Below are 19,722 nucleotides of genomic sequence, written 5' to 3' on the forward strand. Positions count from 1 at the left end.
CTGCGAAGGTGCCCCCTCGATGCTCTTTTCGGCATTTCCCGAACCTCAAGGTCTCTACGACCCGGCCAATGAAGCGGATTCCTGCGGTGTCGCCATGGTCGTCGACATCCAGGGCCGACGCTCGCACTCCATCGTCGCCGACGGGCTGACCGCCCTAGAGCATCTCGACCACCGCGGCGCCGCCGGCGCCGAGTCCAACAGCGGTGACGGTGCGGGCATCCTGATCCAACTGCCCGTCGAGCTGCTGCGCGAGGTCGTCGACTTCGACCTTCCGGCCCCCGCGCTCGACGGGAGCAACACCTTCGCCGCAGGCATCTGTTTCATGCCACAAGAACCCGCGGCCCGCGCCGCCGCCCGCGAAAGCGTCGAAGCCATCGCCGACGACGAAGGGCTGAAGGTGCTCGGCTGGCGCCTCTTGCCGATTGACCCCCTCGGTGCGAACCTCGGCGCCACCGCGCTAGGTTGCATGCCGCACATGGAGCAACTGTTCGTCGCCTCGACCACCGAGGTCGGCGGCGTCGAACTCGACCGACGCGTCTATCCGCTCCGCAAACGGGCCGAGCGCGAAGGCGTTTACTTCCCGTCGCTGTCCAGCCGCACCATGGCGTACAAGGGTATGCTCACCACAAAGCAGCTGCCACAATATTTCTCGGATCTGCACGACGAGCGTTGCCGCAGTGCCATCGCGATCGTGCACAGCCGGTTCTCGACGAACACGTTCCCGTCGTGGCCCTTGGCTCACCCCTTCCGCTACGTCGCCCACAACGGTGAGATCAACACCGTCCGCGGCAACCGCAACCGCATGCGCGCACGGGAAGCGATGCTCGCCAGCGCCAACATCCCCGGCGATCTGTCCCGCCTGTTCCCGATCTGCACGCCGGAGGCTTCCGACTCGGCTTCCTTCGACGAAGTGCTCGAACTGCTACACCTCGGTGGCCGCAACCTGCACCACGCCGTGCTGATGATGATCCCGGAGGCCTGGGAGAACAGCACCACCATGGACGACGCCGAACGCGCCTTCTGGCAGTTCCACGCATCCTTGATGGAGCCCTGGGACGGTCCCGCCTGTGTCACCTTCACCGACGGCACACTCGTCGGTGCGGTGCTGGACCGCAACGGATTACGCCCCGGCCGGTGGTGGCGCACGATCGATGACCGCGTCATCCTCGCCAGCGAGAGCGGCGTGCTCGACGTGCCGTCAGCGCAGATCGTCGCCAAGGGTCGCCTGCAACCGGGCAAGATGTTCCTGATCGACACCGCCGCTGGGCGCATCGTCACCGACGACGAGATCAAGGCGGACCTGTCGGCGCAGGAGTCTTACGGCGAGTGGTTGCACGCCGGCCTTCTCGACATCGCCACCCTGCCCGACCGCACCCGCGTTCAGCCCAACCACGACAACGTCGTCAAGCGCCAGATCGCCTTCGGCTACACGGAAGAGGACCTGCGCGTCCTGCTCACACCCATGGCCGCCTCCGGGGCGGAGCCGCTCGGCTCCATGGGCACCGACACTCCAACCGCAGTGCTCTCACAACGATCCCGACTGCTCTACGACTATTTCGTCGAACTCTTCGCACAGGTCACCAACCCGCCGCTGGACGCCATCCGCGAAGAGATCGTCACATCAATGGCCCGCATCATGGGTCCCGAGCAGAACCTGCTCGAACCGTCCGCCGCCTCATGTCGCCAGATCGTGCTGCGCTGGCCGGTTCTCGACAACGACGAGCTCAACAAGATCGTGCACATCAACGACGACGGTGAACACCCCGGCCTGCGCACCACCGTGCTGAAGGCCCTCTACGACGTCGAGCGCGGCGGGGAAGGGCTTGCCGACGCTCTCGAGGACCTCCGCGCGAAGGCCTGCGAGGCGATCGCCAAAGGTGCACGGACGCTTGTTATCTCCGATCGGGACTCCGACCACACCCGCGCGCCGATTCCGTCGCTGCTGGCCGTCTCGGCCGTGCACCACCACCTCGTGCGTACCAAGGAGCGCACCACCGTCGCGCTGGTGGTCGAGAGCGGTGACGCCCGCGAGGTGCACCACATCGCGATACTCATCGGCTTCGGCGCCGCAGCGGTCAACCCGTACCTTGCCTTCGAGTCGATCGAAGACCTCGTCCGCGAAGGGGAACTGACCGGCATCGAACCCGCCGCCGCAGTACGCAACTACTGCAAGGCCCTCGGCAAAGGTGTCATGAAGGTGATGAGCAAGATGGGCATCTCGACCGTCGCCTCCTACACGGCCGCGCAGGCCTTCGAGGCGGTCGGCATCGACAAAGACGTCATCGACGAGTACTTCACCGGCACCCCAAGCCAGCTCGGCGGTGTCGGCCTCGACGTGATCGCCGAAGAAGTCAAACAACGCCACCGCCGGGCCTACCCGGAGAACCCGACCGAGCGTGTCCACCGACGCCTCGAGGTCGGCGGCGACTACGCGTTCCGCCGAGAAGGCGAACTGCACCTGTTCACCCCCGAAGTCGTTTTCCTGCTGCAGCATTCGACGCGCACCGGGCGCCACGACATCTTCCAGCAGTATTCCGACGAGGTGAACCGCCTCAGCCGCGAAGGCGGTACACTGCGGGGCCTTTTCGAGTTCAAGAGGGTCAGGCCGCCGGTGCCGCTCGACGAGGTGGAACCCGTCGAGGAGATCGTCAAGCGGTTCAACACCGGCGCCATGAGTTACGGGTCCATCTCGGCCGAGGCCCACGAGACGATGGCGATCGCGATGAACAACCTCGGCGGCCGTTCGAACTCCGGTGAGGGCGGCGAGGACACCGATCGTCTCTACGACCCCCAGCGTCGCAGCGCCGTCAAGCAGGTCGCCTCCGGCCGCTTCGGCGTCACCAGCGACTATCTGGTAAACGCGACGGACATCCAGATCAAGATGGCCCAAGGGGCGAAACCCGGTGAAGGGGGTCAACTCCCGGGCTTCAAGGTCTATCCCAACATCGCCAAGACGCGACATTCCACCCCAGGGGTCGGCCTCATCTCGCCGCCGCCGCATCACGACATCTACTCCATCGAGGATCTCGCGCAGCTGATCCACGACCTCAAAAACGCCAACGACCAGGCGCGTATCCACGTCAAGCTCGTCAGCAGCGTCGGCGTCGGTACCGTCGCCGCAGGCGTGTCCAAGGCCCACGCCGACGTCGTGCTGATCTCGGGTTACGACGGCGGCACCGGAGCCGCGCCCCTGACGAGCCTCAAGCACGCCGGCGTGCCGTGGGAGATCGGGCTCGCCGAGACTCAGCAGACGTTGATGCTCAACGGGTTACGCGACCGGATCACCGTTCAGTGCGACGGGGGAATGCGCACTGCGCGCGATGTCATCGTCGCCGCGCTGCTCGGCGCCGAGGAGTACGGCTTCGCCACCGCCCCGCTCATCGTGTCGGGTTGCATCATGATGCGGGTCTGCCACCTCGACACCTGCCCGGTCGGCGTCGCCACACAGAATCCCGAACTGCGCGCCCGGTTCACCGGCAAGCCCGAGTTCGTCGAGAACTTCTTCCGCTTCATCGCCGAAGATATCCGTAAGTATCTGGCGGAGCTGGGTTTCCGGACCCTCGACGAGGCCATCGGACAGGCGGAGCTGCTCGACACCGACAAGGGCGTCCAGTATTGGAAGACCCAGGGCCTGGACCTGTCACCGATCTTCGCCGTGCCCGCCGACGGGCATACGGGCCAACCCGCGCCTCGCCGCAAGGTCCGCGACCAATACCACGCACTGGACCAGGCGCTCGACCAGACGCTGATCCAGCTCGCCGAGGGCGCGCTCGAGGACGCCCATACCGTCCGGCTCGAACTGCCCATCCGCAACGTCAACCGCACCGTCGGCACGCTGCTGGGCTCCGAGGTGACCCGGCGCTACGGCGCGCAGGGCCTGCCCGACGGCACCATCCACATCACCCTGACCGGCTCGGCGGGCCAGTCGCTCGGTGCGTTCCTGCCGCCCGGCATCACCCTGGAACTCGTCGGCGACGCCAACGACTACGTCGGAAAAGGCCTGTCCGGCGGCCGGATCGTGGTGCGGCCGCCCGAGGACGTGCTCTTCCTGGCCGAGGACAACGTGATCGCGGGCAACACGCTGCTGTTCGGCGCGACGTCGGGAGAGGTGTACTTGCGCGGCCGCGCCGGCGAACGCTTCGCGGCCCGAAACTCGGGTGCGCTGACGGTCGTCGAAGGCGTCGGCGACCACGCGTGCGAGTACATGACCGGCGGCCGGGTCGTGGTGCTCGGCAAGACCGGCCGGAACATGGCCGCGGGCATGTCCGGTGGTATCGCCTTCGTCCTCGGCCTGGACCCGAGGCGGGTCAACACGGAGATGGTGGAGCTGCAGTGCCTCGACCCGGAAGATCTCGCCTGGCTGCGGGAGGTGATCTCCCGGCACGCCCAGTACACGGGCAGCAGCCTGGCGGCCTCGCTGCTGTCGGACTGGCCAAGGCGCAGTAGCCAGTTCACCAAAATCATGCCCCGCGACTACCAGCGCGTCCTGCAGGCCACTCTCACCGCCAAACGCGAGGGGCGCGACGTCGACACCGCGATCATGGAGGCCAGCCGTGGCTGATCCCACCGGATTTCTCAAGATTCCGAAGGTCGAGGCGGCCAAACGCCCTGTCGATGAACGCGTTGGGGACTGGCGCGAGGTCTACGAGCAGCAGGACCCGAACCGGCGCGCCGCCGAGGTGTCCCAGCAGGCCCGACGGTGCATGGACTGCGGAATTCCGTTCTGCCACTCCGGAACCGCGGGATGTCCACTGGGCAACCTGATCCCGGAGTGGAACGATCTTGTGCGCCGCGGCAGATGGGACGCGGCCAGTGACCGCCTGCACGCCACCAACAACTTCCCTGAGTTCACCGGCCGGTTGTGCCCGGCACCGTGCGAGGCGGCGTGCGTGCTGTCGATCTCTGAGGAGCAGACCGGCGGCAGCGTCACGATCAAGCGCATCGAGCAGACCATCGCCGACCGCGCATGGCACTCGGGCGCGGTGCAACCGCAACCGGCCGCGATCGCCTCCGGTAAGCGCGTCGCGATCGTCGGCTCCGGTCCGGCGGGACTGGCTGCGGCACAACAGCTCACCCGTGCCGGCCACGAGGTGACGGTCTACGAACGGGATGACCGCATCGGTGGGCTGATGCGCTACGGCATCCCCGAATACAAGCTCCAAAAGGCGACGCTGGATCAGCGACTGGCTCAGATGCGGGCGGAGGGAACGCGATTCGTCACCGAGACCGAGGTCGGCGTGGACGTCTCCGTCGAGCAGCTCCGCGCGCAGTACGACGCCGTCGTGCTCGCCGTCGGTGCACTGCGTGCGCGTGACTACGTGGTCGAGGGGCGCGATCTCAAAGGTGTCCACCTGGCGATGGAGCACCTCGTGCCCGCGAACAAAGAATGCGAGGGCGACGGGCCCAGCACGATCAGCGCCAACGGCAAGCACGTCGTGATCATCGGAGGCGGTGACACCGGCGCCGACTGCCTCGGCACCGCGCATCGGCAGGGCGCGCTGTCGGTGACCCAGCTCGACTACAACCCCGAACCGCCCGAAACCCGCGACGACTCGCGCACACCATGGCCTACCTGGCCGCTCGTATTGCGGACCCGGCTCTCACCGGCCCACGCCGAGGGTGGCCACCGGCGCTACGAGGTCGCCGTCCAGCGATTCGTCGGCGACGACAGCGGGAACCTCCGCGCACTGGAGATCGCCGAGGTCAAGGTCGAGCGTGACCCAGACGGCCGTCGCGTCATCACCCCGGTCGGCGAACCGATGGAAATCCCCTGCGAGCTGGCGTTGTTGGCGATCGGTTTCGACGGCGTCGAACACATGCCGCTCCTCGACGAACTGGGCCTGACACCGAACCGGCGCGGCGCGCTGCCGTGCGGATCGGACTGGCAGACCGACGCACCCGGCGTGTTCGTCTGCGGCGACGCCCACCGCGGCGCGTCGCTGATCGTCTGGGCGATCGCCGAGGGCCGCAGCGCTGCGCACGCGGTCGACATGTTCCTGATGGGGGAGTCGGATCTGCCTGCCCCGGTGATCCCAGGCGCTCTTCCGCTGGCCGTCGTCTGAATCGATAACGACTATGCTCGAGTGTCGTGAATAGACGCGGAAAGATCGTCTGCACCCTCGGTCCGGCCACCGCGACCGATGACGCCGTCCGTGCCCTGGTCACAGCGGGAATGGACGTCGCGCGGCTCAACTTCAGCCACGGCGACTATCCCGACCACGAAGCCAACTACAAGCGGGTCCGATCCGCATCCGACGCCACCGGCCGCGCGGTCGGCATTCTCGCCGACCTGCAGGGCCCCAAGATCCGGCTCGGCCGATTCAAGGACGGCCCCACCTTCTGGGCCGCCGGCGAGACGGTGCGCATCACCGTCGACGACGTCGAGGGAACGTCCGACCGCGTGTCGACCACCTACAAGCGCCTGGCGGAGGACGCCACACCGGGTGACCGGGTCCTGGTCGACGACGGCAACGTCGGCCTCGTCGTCGAGAGCATCGAGGGCAACGACCTCGTCTGCACCGTCACCGAGGGCGGTCCGGTCAGCAACAACAAGGGCATGTCGCTACCCGGGATGAACGTCTCGGCGCCGGCGCTGTCGGAAAAGGACATCGACGACCTCGAGTTCGCCCTGCGCCTCGGCGTCGACTTCGTCGCGCTGTCATTCGTCCGTTCGCCTGCCGACATCGAACTCGTGCACGAGGTGATGGACCGGGTCGGTCGCCGAGTGCCCGTCATCGCCAAGCTCGAGAAGCCAGAAGCCATCGACAATCTCGAGGCCGTGGTACTGGCATTCGACGCGATCATGGTCGCCCGCGGTGACCTCGGCGTGGAGTTGCCGCTCGAGGAAGTGCCGCTGGTGCAGAAGCGCGCAATCCAAATGGCAAGGGAGAACGCGAAACCCGTCATCGTCGCGACTCAGATGCTGGAGTCGATGATCGAGAACTCGCGGCCCACCCGAGCCGAGGCGTCCGATGTCGCGAACGCGATCCTCGACGGCACCGACGCGGTGATGCTTTCCGGTGAGACCTCCGTGGGTAAGTACCCGCTCGAAACGGTCAAGACGATGGCGCGCATCATCAAGGCGGTCGAGGAGAACTCCGTGGCCGCACCGCCGCTTACGCACGTGCCCCGGACAAAGCGCGGCGTCATCTCGTATGCCGCTCGCGATATCGGCGAGCGCCTCGACGCGAAGGCGCTGGTCGCCTACACGCAGTCGGGTGACACGGTGCGCAGGCTCGCACGGCTGCACACGCCGTTGCCGCTGCTGGCATTCACGTCGCTGCCGGAGGTGCGCAGCCAGCTCGCGCTGAGTTGGGGCACCGAGACGTTCATCGTGCCGCACATCCAGACCACCGATGGAATGATCCGCCAGGTCGACAAGTCGCTGCTCGAACTCGGTCGCTACAAGCGAGGGGACCTGGTGGTCGTCATCGCCGGCATCCCACCCGGCACAGTAGGCTCCACCAACCTGATCCATGTGCACAGAATCGGCGAGGATGACGTGTGACAGCGGATTTCGACGAACTGCTCGAGGTACTCAACCTCCGCCAGATCGCCGACGACATCTACATCGGCTCGCATCCCAGCAAGAACCCAGTGCGGACCTTCGGCGGGCAGATGATGGCCCAGTCGTTCGTGGCGGCCGGCCGCAGCTTGAAGCAGCCGACGCCGCCCAGCGCGTTGTCGGCCCACTTCATCGCGGGCGGGGACCCGGAGAAGGATCTCGAGTTCCACGTCGTGCGGCTCCGTGACGAGCGCCGCTTCGCCAACCGCCGCGTCGACGTCATGCAGGACGGCCAACTACTGACGACGGCGATGGTGTCCTTCCTTGCCGGCGGTCGCAGCCTGGAGCACGCGATCACGCCTCCTGACCTGCCCGACCCGGAGTCGGTGCCGCCGGTGGACGACCTGCTGCGCGGCTACGAGGAGGTCGTCCCGCATTTCGTCAACGCGTTGCGGCCCATCGACTGGCGCTACACCAACGATCCGAGTTGGGTGATGCGCGACAAGGGCGAGAAGCTGGCGCACAACCGGGTGTGGATGAGGGCTCTCGGCCAGATGCCCGACGATCCGGTGCTGCACGCCGCCGCGCTCGTCTACTCGTCGGACACCACCGTGCTGGACTCGATCATCACCACGCACGGCTTGTCATGGGGTTACGACCGGATCTTCGCGGTCACCACCAACCACTCGGTGTGGTTTCACCGGCCCGTGCATTTCGACCAATGGTTGCTGTACTCGACGGCCTCACCCGTGGCCGCCGATTCCCGAGGCCTGGGAACCGGCCACTTCTTCGATCGGTCCGGTCAGCCGGTCGCCACCGTGGTGCAGGAGGGGATCGTCAAGTATTTCCCGCCCCGCTGACTACGGCGTCGGCGTGATCGTCACGTCGAACTGGTCCTCAACCCGGTGTTGGAACTCCTCGGCACACTGCTGCACCGCATCCTGGTCGTTGCCCGCGCGCGATATGCAGTCGATGTAGTCGCTGCCGCCCACCTCGTTGAAACCCCAGACGGCCAGCCAGATGACGACGATGGCTTCGATGATGCTCAAGAACCCGAGCACGATGCCGGCGATGGCGATACCGCCGTTGGTGGCTTCACCGCGCTTGGCCCGGCCCCAGCCGATGAAGCCGAGAATCACGGCGACGACGCCGAGGACGATCCCGCCGAAGACCGACAGCAGCGCGATGATCGCGACAACCAGGGCCGCGATGCCGATGCCGTTCTTGGGGGCGCTCGCCGGTGGTGGATAGCCGTAACCCTGCGGCGGAGGCGGGGGATAACCGCCCGGATAGGCGCCGTACTGCGGCTGTGACGGAGGTGGCTGCGACGGCGGCGGCGGTGGCGGCGACTGCGACGGCGGCGGTGGTGTTTGGGGCGGCGTTTGCGGTGGCGTCTCGGGGTTTTCCGGCTCGCTCATGCCGAGGAGGTTACTCCGCGACCAGCGAGGATGACGGTAGGACACTCGAGGTGCTCGGGTAGATGATGTGTGGCCACGACGACCGCGCGGTCGGCAGCAAACAGCGCACCCGGAGTCAGCAGGTCGACCAGAATCCGGTGGGCGGCGGCGGCGTCGAGATGCTCGGTGGGTTCGTCGAGCAACACCGTCGGGGCCGTGGTGAGAAGAGCGCGCGCCAACAACAGCCGCCGACGCTGCCCGGCGGATACGGCGGCCGCCCCGCCGATCAGCACCGTGGACAGCCCGTCCGGCAACGCGTCGAGCCAGTCGCGCAGACCCACCCGCTGCAACGCGGCTCGAATCTCGTCGTCGTTGGCATCACCGCGCGCCACCAACATGTTGTCCCGCACTGTGGTGGCGAACAGGTGGGCGTCTTCGGCGAGAAAGACTGCGGCCGGGTCGCGCTCGGCCATGGACAGCAACAGCGTGGTCTTGCCCGATCCGCTCGGGCCCACGATCGCGAGGCGGTCGCCGGGCCCCACCGAGACCTCGGGAACGGTCGGCCGCTCGCGCGCCGAGTCGATCGGTTCGGTGATCTCGGCGAGGCGGCGCGCCGCGATACGCGATCTGGTCAACTGCACGGCGGCGGCGGGCAATGCGGCGCTCGCCTCGAACGCCGACAGCGGTAACAGCATCAGGATCGCGAGCGTCGTCGGTGCGACCGAGTCGGCGATCGCGATCGCGGCGATCACGGCGCCGAATACGCTGGCGCCGATCGCCGCGGTCGAGGCCGCGGCCGCCACCGCGGCGGGTGCCGCCGCCATGTCCGTGGCTCGTCCCCAGTCACGGTGGCGACGCTCGGCTTCGGCGAGGACCGCCTCGAGGCGTCCGCAGACCCGAAGCTCCGGAGCATGGTCGAGGGCGTGCATCACCGCCACATCACGTCCCGAATGATGTTGCGTGGCCGCATCTTCCGTCGCCTCGGCGGCGCGGGCGGCCATCGCGGGTGCGACGACGCCCGCGATCAGGAGACACAGCGCCAGGAGGACGGCCGCCTCGAGGGAGATGAGGCCGATACCGACGACGGCGGCCAGCCCGAGTACGGCGGCCACCGCGATCGGCAGCACCGCCCGCACCACGACGTCGGCGAGGTCGTCGACCGACGCGCCGATCCGGGCCACCAGTTCACCGCTGGGCATTCGCATCGCGGTGTCGGCAGGCGCTTCGGCCAGGCGGCGGTACAGGGCCTCGCGGGTGTCCGCCGCACAGCGCAGCGCGGTGTCGTGCGACGCCAGCCGCTGGCAGTACCCCAGCACACCGCGGGAGATGCCGAGCGCGCGCACCGCGACGACGGCGACCGTCAGGTGCAGCACCGGCGGCATCTGCCACGCCCTCGTGATCAACCAGGCCGAAATCGCGGCCAGCGCCAGCGCGCTGCCCAGCGACAGGACACCGAGCACCACCGCGAGCGACAGTCGCCCCAGCCGAGCCCTCAACAGTTCACGCATCGACGAACTCCCTCATGACGAGCACCCGGTCGCCGATCGCGCGCACCGCATCCCGGTGACCGACGACCAGCACCGTGGCGCCGGCGCGGGCCCGCGCGACGATCGCGTCGAGCGCACGGGCCTCCATCGCCGCATCGAGATGCGACGTCGGCTCGTCGAGCAACAGCACCGGCGCGGTCGAGCCCAGCGCCCGGGCCAGCCCCAGCCGCTGGCGCTGACCGAGTGACAGGCCCGCACCATCGCGACCGAGCACGGTCTCCAGGTCCTGGGGGAGCGTTGCGAGAACTTCGTCGAAACCCGCTGAGCGGCAGGCTTCTTCGAGTCTCGCGATGGGCCCGAACAGCTCGAGGTTGTCGCGGACGCTGCCCGGTACCAGCACCGGACGATGCGGTAACCAGGAGACCTGGTGCCACCATGACGGCAGGTCGAGGTCGCCGACATCGATACCGCTGATCGAAACCTCGCCAGGATGCAGGCCGAGGATCGTGTGAAGCAGCGTCGACTTACCGACACCGTTGGGACCGGTCAGCACCGTCACCCGGCCCGGCTCCACATCCTCGTCGAGGGCTCCGAGGTGGATGGTGGCCCCGGCCGCCGAGACGGTGCGGGTTCCCGCCGGTCGGCGCGGCAGCTTGTCGAGGAGCCGGAGTGCGGCGTCGGCCGCCGTCTTGCCGTCCTGGGCGGCGTGAAACTCCACCCCGACGCGGCGAAGCGGCCAGAACACCTCCGGTGCCAGCAGCAGCGCGGTGAGGCCCGCGGTCAGTGTCATCTCGCCGAACACCAGCCGCAACCCGATGCCGACGGCGATGAGCGCGACGCCCAAAGTGGCCAGCAGTTCGAGGACCAACGCCGACAGAAACGCCATCCGCAGGGTGGACATCGTCGAACGGCGATGCGCTGCAGCCAGTTCGGTGATGCGCCCGACAGAGCCTTCGAGTCGCCCCAACGCCCGCAACGTCGGTATGCCCGCCACCAGGTCGAGCATCCGCGACTGCAGGGTGCTCATCGCCGACAATGCGGCCACCGAGCGTTCCTTGGTCAGCAGCCCGATCAACACCATGAATATCGGAATGAGCGGCAGCGCAATCAGGACGATGAGTGCCGAGCGCCAGTCGACCACGGCGATCACCAGCACCGTGGCCGGGGTGAGGATCCCAGCGAGGAACACCGCCGGCAGGTACGCCGTGAGGAACGGTCGTAGACCGTCGAGGCCGCGAGTGATCAATGCGGCCGCGGTGTCGCGTTCGGCGGCGAGAAGTCGCGGTGGCAGCGCGGTGACCGCGCGGAGCACCTGAGCGGACAGATCGGCGATCACCTGCGTCGCGCCCGTCGACGCCAGCCTGCTCTGCAGCCAGTGTGCGACGGTGCGGATCACCCACAGCGCCACCAGAAGTGCGAGGGGGCCGGCCCAGTGGCGGAGGTGGCGCGTGGTGGGGTCGGTGATCACGCCTGCGACGACATCGGCGAGCACGACGGCCGCACCAATGGTCGCGCCGGTGATGAGCACCCCGCACAGCACCGATGCGACCAGGTAGCGACGCATCGCAGGCGAGGTCCGCCACAGGTTCATGTCCGCCGCCGCGTCAAACCCGCGGGATCGGGAATCCGCTCGGCCGAGATACGTTGCCGGAAAACCCAATACGTCCATCCCTGATACACCAGGACAAGCGGTGCGAAGATCAGCGCCGCCCAGCTCATGATCGTCAACGTGTACGGGCTGGAGGCCGCGTTGTCGATCGTCAGGCTGTAGGCGGGATCGATCGTCGACGGCATCAGGTTCGGGTAGAGCACGCCGAACAGCAAGACCACAACCGCTGCGACAGTCAGAGTGGTGTACGCGAAAGCCCAGCCTTCTTCGGTACCGCGCCACACCCGAAGGGTCGCCGCCAGCTGTGCCATACCTGCGAGGACAAGCACGAGCCATGTCCAGGCCTTGCCGTACTCCAGCTGCGTCCACAGCCCGAACGACGCCAGTACCACCGTCACCGGCAGTGCCAGCCGGCCGGCGAATCGCAGTGCGTTCTCGCGCACGGCGCCATCGGTTTTCAACGCCACGAACACCGCGCCGTGGAACAGGAACAGTCCGGCGGTGGTCAGGCCGCCAAGCAGCGTGTAGCCGTTCACGAGGTCGCCGATCGAGGTGCGCAGCTGCTTGTCGGCGTCGACGGGAAGCCCGCGCACCAGTGCCGCGAACGCGACACCCCACAGCACGGCGGGCACCCACGATCCGACGGCGATCCCGATGTCGGCCCACCGCCGCCAGCCGGGATCGTCGATCTTGCCGCGCCATTCGATCGCCACGACGCGCAGGATCATCGACAGCAGGATCGCCAGCAGCGGTAGGTACAGACCTGAGAACATCGTCGCGTACCAGTCGGGGAAGGCGGCGAACATTGCGCCGCCGGCGGTGATCAGCCAGACCTCGTTGCCGTCCCAGACGGGTCCGATGGTGTTGAGCACCGCGCGACGTGACCGTTCGGGGTCATCGTCGCCCTTGCGGCCGAACATGCCCATCAGCATGCCGACGCCGAAATCGAAGCCCTCCAGGACGAAGAAACCGAGGAACAGACCGCCCATCACCACGAACCACAGTTCGCCAAGCGCCATTGCCACCACTCCTCCTAGTACGCAAACGACAACGGCGCGACCTCGTCGCTACCGGGTGGCAGTGGCGCGGCGGGCTCGGAGTCGTGTTCCTGCGGACCTTCGATCGCGTAGCGGCGGATGAGCCAGAACCAGATGACCGCCAGCGCCGCGTACACCAGCGTGAAGGCCACGAGCGAGAGCACCACCATGCCGACCGGATGCCCGGAGACCCCGTCGGCGACGGTCAGCCGAATCATCGGATCCCCGGTCGGATTGGGCACGACCACCCACGGTTGACGGCCCATCTCGGTGAAAATCCATCCGGCGCTGTTGGCCAGAAACGGCGCGGGTAGCGCCACCAGGGCGAAGCGGGACAGCCGGCGCGACTGCGGAATCCGGCGACGACGTGTCAGCCACAGCACGGTCAAAGCGAACAGCACTGGGACGGCGAGGAATCCGATCATGGCGCGGAACGACCAGTACGTGACGAACAGGTTGGGCCGGTAGTCGCCCGGTCCGAACTTCTCGACGTACTGGTTCTGAAGGTCCTTGACGCCTTCGAGGTGGACGCCCTCGAATTCGCCTTTGGCCAGAAACGACAGCACGTACGGCACCTCGATGAGGTGCGTGACGCTGTCACAGTTGTTGTGGGTGCCGACGGTCAGAATGGAGAAGTCGGGATCGGTTGCGGTGTGGCACAACGATTCTGCCGACGCCATCTTCATCGGCTGTTGTTCGAACATCAACTTGCCCTGGACATCGCCGGTGACGACGAGGCCGAGCGTCGACGCGAGGACGACCAGGCAGCCCATGAGCGCCGCCGGCCGGTACATCGTCTGCGCCTCGGAACACTTGTCGTCTCGCGCGCGGATCATCCACCACACGCACACGCCTGCGACGAACATCCCCGCGGTCAGGAACGCCCCGAACACCGCATGCGCGAACGCGGCGATCGCGGTGTTGTTGGTGAACAGCGCGACGATGCTGGTCAACTCCGCGCGACCGGTGTCCGGGTTCAGTCGAGCGCCGACGGGATGTTGCATCCATGAGTTTGCGGCGATGATGAAGAACGCCGACAGGTTCACCGCGATGGCCACCACCCAGATGCAGGCCAGGTGCACGAGGCGGGGAAGCCGGGTCCACCCGAAGATCCACAGGCCCAGGAACGTCGACTCGAAGAAGAAGGCGGCCAGCCCCTCCATCGCCAGCGGTGCGCCGAAAACGTCGCCGACGAACCGCGAATACTCGCTCCAGTTCATGCCGAACTGGAATTCCTGAACGATGCCGGTGGCCACGCCCAGGGCGAAGTTGATCAGGAACAGCTTGCCGAAGAAGCGGGTGAGGCGGTACCACGACGAGTTCCCGGTGATCAGCCACGCGGTCTGCATGGCGGCGATCAACGGCGCCAGCCCGATGGTCAGCGGGACGAAGATGAAGTGGTAGACGGTCGTGATACCGAACTGCCACCGCGACACATCGAGCGCGTCCATCTCACCCTCTTCCGTGGCTGTGGCACCAGCCTACGACAGGGCGTAGTAGACGTCAGTGTGGGTTAGCTCACCGGCTCTTCCGACGCAGGTGGGGCGGCCGATCCGGCGTTGTCACGGTTCTTGAACGCCTTGCGGATACCGAACGCGGCCACGATCTCGAAGATGCCGATCACGACCAGCGAGATGCCGGCCACAACCGTCAGAATCGCGAGCGACTCGAACGGCAGAGCGAGCATCACCACGCCCGCGATCAGGCTGATCACGCCGACGAAGATCTCCCACGCCCGCCCGGGAAGCGTCGGGTCGCTGATCGCCGAGACCGCGGTCGCTACGCCGCGGAAAATGAAGCCGATGCCGATCCAGATCGCCAGCAGCAGAATCGACTCCTGCAGGCTACGGAAGCACAAAACCGCAAGGATCAGCGCCGCGGCGCCGGAGATGAACAGCAACACCCTGCTGCCGGCGGAAACGTGCAGGCTGAAAGCGAAGATCACTTGGGCGACGCCGGCGATCAGCAGGTATGCCCCGAAGAAGATCGCAGCGACCACGATCGTCTTGCCCGGCCACACCCAGATGAGCACGCCGAGGATCAGCGCGAGAAGTCCGGAGACCAGGGTCGTTTTCCACAGGTGCCGCAGCAGGTCGGGCGGCGCGGTGCTAGTCATGGCCGCAGTGTGGCATAGCGAAACGTCAATGATCATCGCATTTCGATATCGGTTCGACTATCAGTGGTGAGGTCGCGGCGTATGTGCCGTTGGGTTCCCCTGCCGCAGCGTGGTGTCTCCACTACTGTTCCGTTACCGGTGCTGCGCACCGATCCCACGACGCAGAAAGTAGGCATCCGTGTTAGGTGAGTGTCACAACCGTCGAAGTGGATTCTGGCGTTTCGCAGTCGTATTCGCCGCGGCCGGCGCCCTGGCGATGTCCGGCTGCGCCAGCGGCGGGGGAGGCGGCGGTGGGGATGCCACCAGTGCATCCCCGACGGCGCCGGCGGCGAAGGTCGACGAGATCGCCAATACCGTTCCAGAGGACATCAAGTCGAGCGGAGAGCTGATCGTCGGGGTCAACATCCCCTACAAACCCAACGAGTTCAAGGATCCCAGCGGCAAGATCGTGGGCTTCGACGTCGACCTGATGAACGCGATCGCGGCCACGCTCGGATTGACGCCCGAATACCGCGAGGCGGACTTCGCCAGGATCATCCCGTCGATCCAGGGAGGCACCTTCGATGTGGGGATGTCGTCGTTCACCGACACCAAGGAACGCGAGAAGTCAGTCGACTTCGTGACCTACTTCAACGCCGGGACTCTGTGGGCTCAGCGACCGGAGGCGCCGATCGACCCCAACAATGCGTGCGGCAAGAAGGTGGCGGTTCAGGCCACCACCTATCAAGACACCGACGAGCTGCCAGCGAAGAGCAGGGCGTGCATCGATGCGGGCAAGCCACCGATCGAGATCGTCAGATTCGACGGGCAGGACGCCGCCACCAACGCGGTGGTGCTCGGCCAGACCGACGCGATGTCGGCCGACTCACCGGTGACCTCGTACGCGATCAAGGAGACCAACGGCAAGCTCGAAGCGGCCGGTGAGATCTTCGATTCGGCGCCGTACGGCTGGCCCGTGCAGAAGGGATCGGCCCTCGCGCAGTCGCTGCAGAAGGCGCTCGAGCATCTGATCGAAACCGGCACCTACAAAGAGATCGCCGCCAATTGGGGCGTCGAGAACGGGATGATCGACAAGCCGGTCATCAACGGCGCCGTCTCGTAAAGGACGTTTCCATGAGCGATGTCGACACGTCGTCACCCGAGGCCCCGGCCGCCATCGATGCGGTGCCGCTGCGCCATCCGTGGCGCTGGGTGGCGGCGGTCGTCATCGTCATACTCGTCGCCCTGTTCCTCTACGGCGCGGCGACCAACGATTCCTACCGCTGGTCGACGTACTGGAAGTACCTGTTCAACGAACGGGTGCTGACGGTCGGGGTGCTCAACACGTTGCAGCTCACTGTCTATTCGATGGTGCTCGCGATCGTGTTGGGTGTGCTGCTCGCGGTGATGCGGCTGTCGCCCAACCCGGTGCTGAAAGCCGTTGCCTGGGTGTATCTGTGGATCTTCCGCGGCACCCCGGTGTATGTGCAGCTGGTGTTCTGGGGGTTGCTACCCACGATCTACCAGAACCTTCGGCTCGGGGTGCCGTTCGGGCCTTCGCTGCTTGAGGTCGACCTGCAGTCGCTGTCGATCCCCTTCCTGCTGGCGATCCTCGGGCTGGCACTGAATGAGGCCGCGTACATGGCCGAGATCATCCGCGCCGGAATCAGTTCCGTGCCCGAAGGGCAGACCGAAGCCTCGACGGCGCTGGGCATGTCGTGGGGGATGACGATGCGGCGCACCGTGCTTCCGCAGGCGATGCGGGTGATCATCCCACCGACCGGCAACGAGGTGATCAGCATGCTGAAGACCACGTCGCTGGTGACCGCGGTGCCGTTCACGCTGGACCTGTACGGCATCACGTCGCGGGAGATCGCCGCGCGCATCTTCGAACCCGTTCCGCTTCTGCTGGTCGCCGCGACGTGGTACCTGGCGATCACCAGCGTGCTGATGGTCGGCCAGTACTACCTGGAGCGCTACTACTCGCGTGGTGCGTCGCGCAAGCTGACCACCAAACAACTCGAGGCGCTGGCCAAGGCGCAGACCTTGGGGGAGGCGCACCCGTGACACCGATGGTCAAAGCCGAGGCCGTTTGTAAGAACTTCGGTGCGTTGCAGGTTCTCAAAGGGGTCACACTCGAGATCGGGCGCGGCGAAGTGCTGTGCATGGTGGGGCCGTCCGGTTCGGGCAAGTCCACATTCCTGCGGTGCATCAACCACCTCGAACAGGTCAACGCCGGGCGCCTGTACGTGGACGGAGAGCTGATCGGATACCGGCAGCGGGGCAACAAGATTCACGAGATGCCTCCGCGCGAAGCGGCCCGGCAGCGCCGCGACATCGGCATGGTGTTCCAGCACTTCAACCTGTTTCCGCACCGCACCGTGTTAGAGAACATCATCGAGGCGCCCATTCACGTCAAGCGCGTCAAGAAGGACGAGGCGGTGGCGCGTGCGCGAGACCTGCTCGACCAGGTGGGGCTGACCGCCAAGGCCGACGCCTATCCCGCCCAGCTGTCCGGAGGGCAGCAGCAGCGCGTCGCGATCGCCCGCGCTCTGGCGATGAGCCCCAAACTGATGCTGTTCGACGAGCCCACGTCGGCGCTGGACCCCGAGCTCGTGGGTGAGGTGCTCGAAGTGATGAAAAAGCTTGCCGCCGAGGGGATGACGATGGTGGTGGTGACACACGAAATGGGGTTCGCCCGCGAGGTGGCCAACCATCTGGTCTTCATGGACGGCGGCGTGGTCGTGGAGAGCGGACCGCCGCGCGACGTGCTGGCCAACCCGAAGCACGAACGCACGAAGGCGTTTCTGTCCAAGGTGTTGTAGACAGATGTCGGCCAACGCCCCGGATCCGGCCACCCCGCTGTGGCGGGCGGCCCAGGTGTTCCGATTGCTGAGTTGTCTCTACGCGCTCGGATTCCAGGTGTCGGTGAATCCGGACCTGGACCGCCCGGGTATGGCGTGGGCGCTGTTCGCGGTGTTGCTGGGGTCCAGTGCGCTGTGCGCCGTCGCCTATCTGCAGGGGTTCGGCAGACGTCCGGCGTTCGTGCTGGTCGAGATCGCGGTGGTCGTGGCGTTGATCCTGTCGACCGAGGTGGTCGCCTCGTCACAGTGGGCGTTCGACAACCAGTCGTGGCCGACGACGTTGTGGGCGACCAACGCGACCATCTCGGCGGCGATCGTGGCTGGGCCGATCGCGGGCATGTTCACCGGCGTGCTCGTGATGGTGGCCAGCACCGTCGTCAAGGGCTTCATCAACTACGACCTCGGCCGCAACGCGACGATTGTCATCGAGCTCGCGGTCGGCCTGGCGGTGGGCATGGCCGCGCAGACTGCCCGACGGGCCCATTCCGAGCTGGAGCAGGCGACCCGGCTGGCCGCGGCGCACCAGGAGCGGCAGAGGTTGTCTCGGGAGGTGCACGACGGCGCCATCCAGGTGCTCGCGCTGGTCTCGCGTCGCGGCCGCGAAATCGGGGGAGCCACAGCCGAACTCGCTGAACTCGCGGGCGAGCAGGAGCGTGCGCTGAGGCGGTTGGTCAGCTCCGGTGACGCCGAACCTCGCGTAGGAGCGATGAGAGACGTCGGCGCATTGTTGCGGCAGCGAGCGTCCGACCGCGTATCGGTCAGCCTGCCCGCCGAACCCGTACTGCTCGACGCCGTCGTGGCCACCGAGTTGTCCGCCGCGGTCGTCAACGCGCTCGACAATGTGGTCGCGCACGCCGGGCCGGACGCCCATGCCTATGTGCTGCTCGAAGACCTCGGCGACACGATCACGGTGAGCATCCGTGACGACGGCACCGGGATTCCCGAAGGGCGGCTCGAGGAGGCGGTGCGCGAGGGCCGCATCGGTGTCTCGAAATCGATTGTCGGACGGATGGACTGGCTCGGTGGCAGCGCCAAGCTGACCACCGCGCCGGAGAGCGGGACGGAATGGGAACTGACGCTACCCCGACGGTGATGGTCGTTGACGACCATCCCATCTGGCGCGACGCGGTGGCCCGCGACCTCGAAGAGGACGGTTTCACCGTGGTCGCCACGGCCGACGGCGTCGGCGCTGCGCGCCGCCGCGCCGCGGCGGTTCAGCCCGATGTGGTGGTGATGGACATGCGGCTCGCCGACGGCGACGGCGCGCAGGCGACCGCGGAAGTGCTCGCCGTGTCGCCGTCCTCGAAAATCCTTGTGCTGTCGGCATCTGACGAACGGGAGGACGTGCTCGAGGCGGTGAAGGCCGGGGCGACCGGATACCTGGTGAAGAGCGCGTCGAAGCAGGAACTCGGCGATGCGGTGCGCGCCACCGCCGAGGGCAGGGCCGTGTTCACCCCCGGCCTGGCGGGCCTGGTGCTCGGCGAGTACCGGCGGATCGCCCAGAATCGCGGCGGGCCCGAGACGCCGAGCCTGACCGAGCGGGAAACCGAGATCCTTCGCCACGTCGCCAAAGGGCTGACCGCCAAACAGATCGCGGCGCGGTTGTCGCTGAGCCACCGCACCGTCGAGAACCACGTGCAGGCCACGTTCCGCAAGCTGCAGGTCGCTAATCGCGTCGAGCTGGCGCGATATGCGATCGAACACGGGTTGGACGAGTAGTCCTACTCAT

At 66.8% G+C, this 19,722-nt stretch carries 15 protein-coding genes; 9 read left to right on the plus strand and 6 right to left on the minus strand.

Going from position 1 to position 19,722, the window contains the following annotated elements:
- Positions 1 to 19 precede the first annotated feature (19 nt).
- The 4 genes from gltB to CEX87_RS08430 are packed head-to-tail and all read left to right on the plus strand — an operon-like array spanning position 20 to position 8,364.
- Entirely contained in the window at positions 20 to 4,561 is a 4,542-nt protein-coding gene (gene gltB / locus CEX87_RS08415; protein ID WP_094286687.1) for a glutamate synthase large subunit, read from the plus strand.
- Positions 4,554 to 6,062 carry a glutamate synthase subunit beta gene (locus CEX87_RS08420; protein ID WP_094286689.1) on the plus strand — a complete coding sequence of 503 codons (1,509 nt, stop codon included), beginning with the start codon at positions 4,554 to 4,556 and terminating at the stop codon, positions 6,060 to 6,062. The genes gltB and CEX87_RS08420 overlap by 8 nt, the downstream gene beginning before the upstream one ends.
- A 26-nt stretch (positions 6,063 to 6,088) precedes the next feature.
- Positions 6,089 to 7,507, plus strand: coding sequence for a pyruvate kinase (gene pyk, locus CEX87_RS08425; protein WP_064395578.1), 1,419 nt, complete (start codon positions 6,089 to 6,091; stop codon positions 7,505 to 7,507).
- Positions 7,504 to 8,364 carry an acyl-CoA thioesterase II gene (locus tag CEX87_RS08430; RefSeq protein ID WP_094286691.1) on the plus strand — a complete coding sequence of 287 codons (861 nt, stop codon included), beginning with the start codon at positions 7,504 to 7,506 and terminating at the stop codon, positions 8,362 to 8,364. The genes pyk and CEX87_RS08430 overlap by 4 nt, the downstream gene beginning before the upstream one ends.
- On the opposite strand, the gene CEX87_RS08435 is transcribed toward CEX87_RS08430, so the two are convergent.
- The 6 genes from CEX87_RS08435 to CEX87_RS08460 form a co-directional block, all read right to left on the minus strand.
- A complete protein-coding gene (locus CEX87_RS08435; RefSeq protein WP_064395580.1) occupies positions 8,365 to 8,922 on the minus strand; it encodes a DUF4190 domain-containing protein in 558 nt (185 codons plus the stop codon).
- A complete protein-coding gene (locus tag CEX87_RS08440) occupies positions 8,919 to 10,409 on the minus strand; it encodes an ATP-binding cassette domain-containing protein (RefSeq protein ID WP_068192426.1) in 1,491 nt (496 codons plus the stop codon). Before CEX87_RS08440 ends, CEX87_RS08435 begins: the two co-directional genes overlap by 4 nt.
- Positions 10,402 to 11,952 (minus strand): thiol reductant ABC exporter subunit CydD, encoded by a 1,551-nt coding sequence (gene cydD / locus CEX87_RS08445; protein ID WP_197505910.1) that lies wholly within the window; start codon positions 11,950 to 11,952, stop codon positions 10,402 to 10,404. The genes CEX87_RS08440 and cydD overlap by 8 nt, the downstream gene beginning before the upstream one ends.
- 23 nt (positions 11,953 to 11,975) lie before the next feature.
- Positions 11,976 to 13,016 carry a cytochrome d ubiquinol oxidase subunit II gene (gene cydB / locus CEX87_RS08450; protein ID WP_068192419.1) on the minus strand — a complete coding sequence of 347 codons (1,041 nt, stop codon included), beginning with the start codon at positions 13,014 to 13,016 and terminating at the stop codon, positions 11,976 to 11,978.
- A gap of 14 nt (positions 13,017 to 13,030) precedes the next feature.
- Positions 13,031 to 14,485, minus strand: coding sequence for a cytochrome ubiquinol oxidase subunit I (locus CEX87_RS08455; protein ID WP_064419769.1), 1,455 nt, complete (start codon positions 14,483 to 14,485; stop codon positions 13,031 to 13,033).
- Positions 14,486 to 14,547: 62 nt separating this feature from the next.
- Complete coding sequence (locus CEX87_RS08460) at positions 14,548 to 15,150, minus strand: HdeD family acid-resistance protein (RefSeq protein WP_068192417.1); 603 nt, start codon at positions 15,148 to 15,150, stop codon at positions 14,548 to 14,550.
- A gap of 256 nt (positions 15,151 to 15,406) precedes the next feature.
- Here CEX87_RS08460 and CEX87_RS08465 point away from each other — a divergent pair, with 256 nt between their 5' ends.
- From CEX87_RS08465 to CEX87_RS08485, 5 genes are read left to right on the plus strand one after another with little or no spacing between them, the layout of a single operon-like run.
- On the plus strand, positions 15,407 to 16,252 hold the full coding sequence (locus tag CEX87_RS08465) for an ABC transporter substrate-binding protein (RefSeq protein WP_066808949.1): 846 nt from the start codon (positions 15,407 to 15,409) through the stop codon (positions 16,250 to 16,252).
- Positions 16,253 to 16,263: 11 nt separating this feature from the next.
- Positions 16,264 to 17,196, plus strand: a complete 933-nt coding sequence (locus tag CEX87_RS08470) for an amino acid ABC transporter permease (protein WP_066850227.1) — start codon at positions 16,264 to 16,266, stop codon at positions 17,194 to 17,196.
- 5 nt (positions 17,197 to 17,201) lie between these two features.
- Positions 17,202 to 17,954 (plus strand): amino acid ABC transporter ATP-binding protein, encoded by a 753-nt coding sequence (locus tag CEX87_RS08475; protein ID WP_064395649.1) that lies wholly within the window; start codon positions 17,202 to 17,204, stop codon positions 17,952 to 17,954.
- 4 nt (positions 17,955 to 17,958) lie between these two features.
- A complete protein-coding gene (gene macS / locus CEX87_RS08480) occupies positions 17,959 to 19,086 on the plus strand; it encodes a MacS family sensor histidine kinase (RefSeq protein ID WP_197505905.1) in 1,128 nt (375 codons plus the stop codon).
- Entirely contained in the window at positions 19,059 to 19,712 is a 654-nt protein-coding gene (locus CEX87_RS08485; protein WP_068192414.1) for a response regulator, read from the plus strand. Before macS ends, CEX87_RS08485 begins: the two co-directional genes overlap by 28 nt.
- Positions 19,713 to 19,722: the final 10 nt, after the last annotated feature.

The organism is Mycobacterium lehmannii (assembly GCF_002245535.1).
Classification (GTDB): domain Bacteria; phylum Actinomycetota; class Actinomycetes; order Mycobacteriales; family Mycobacteriaceae; genus Mycobacterium; species Mycobacterium lehmannii.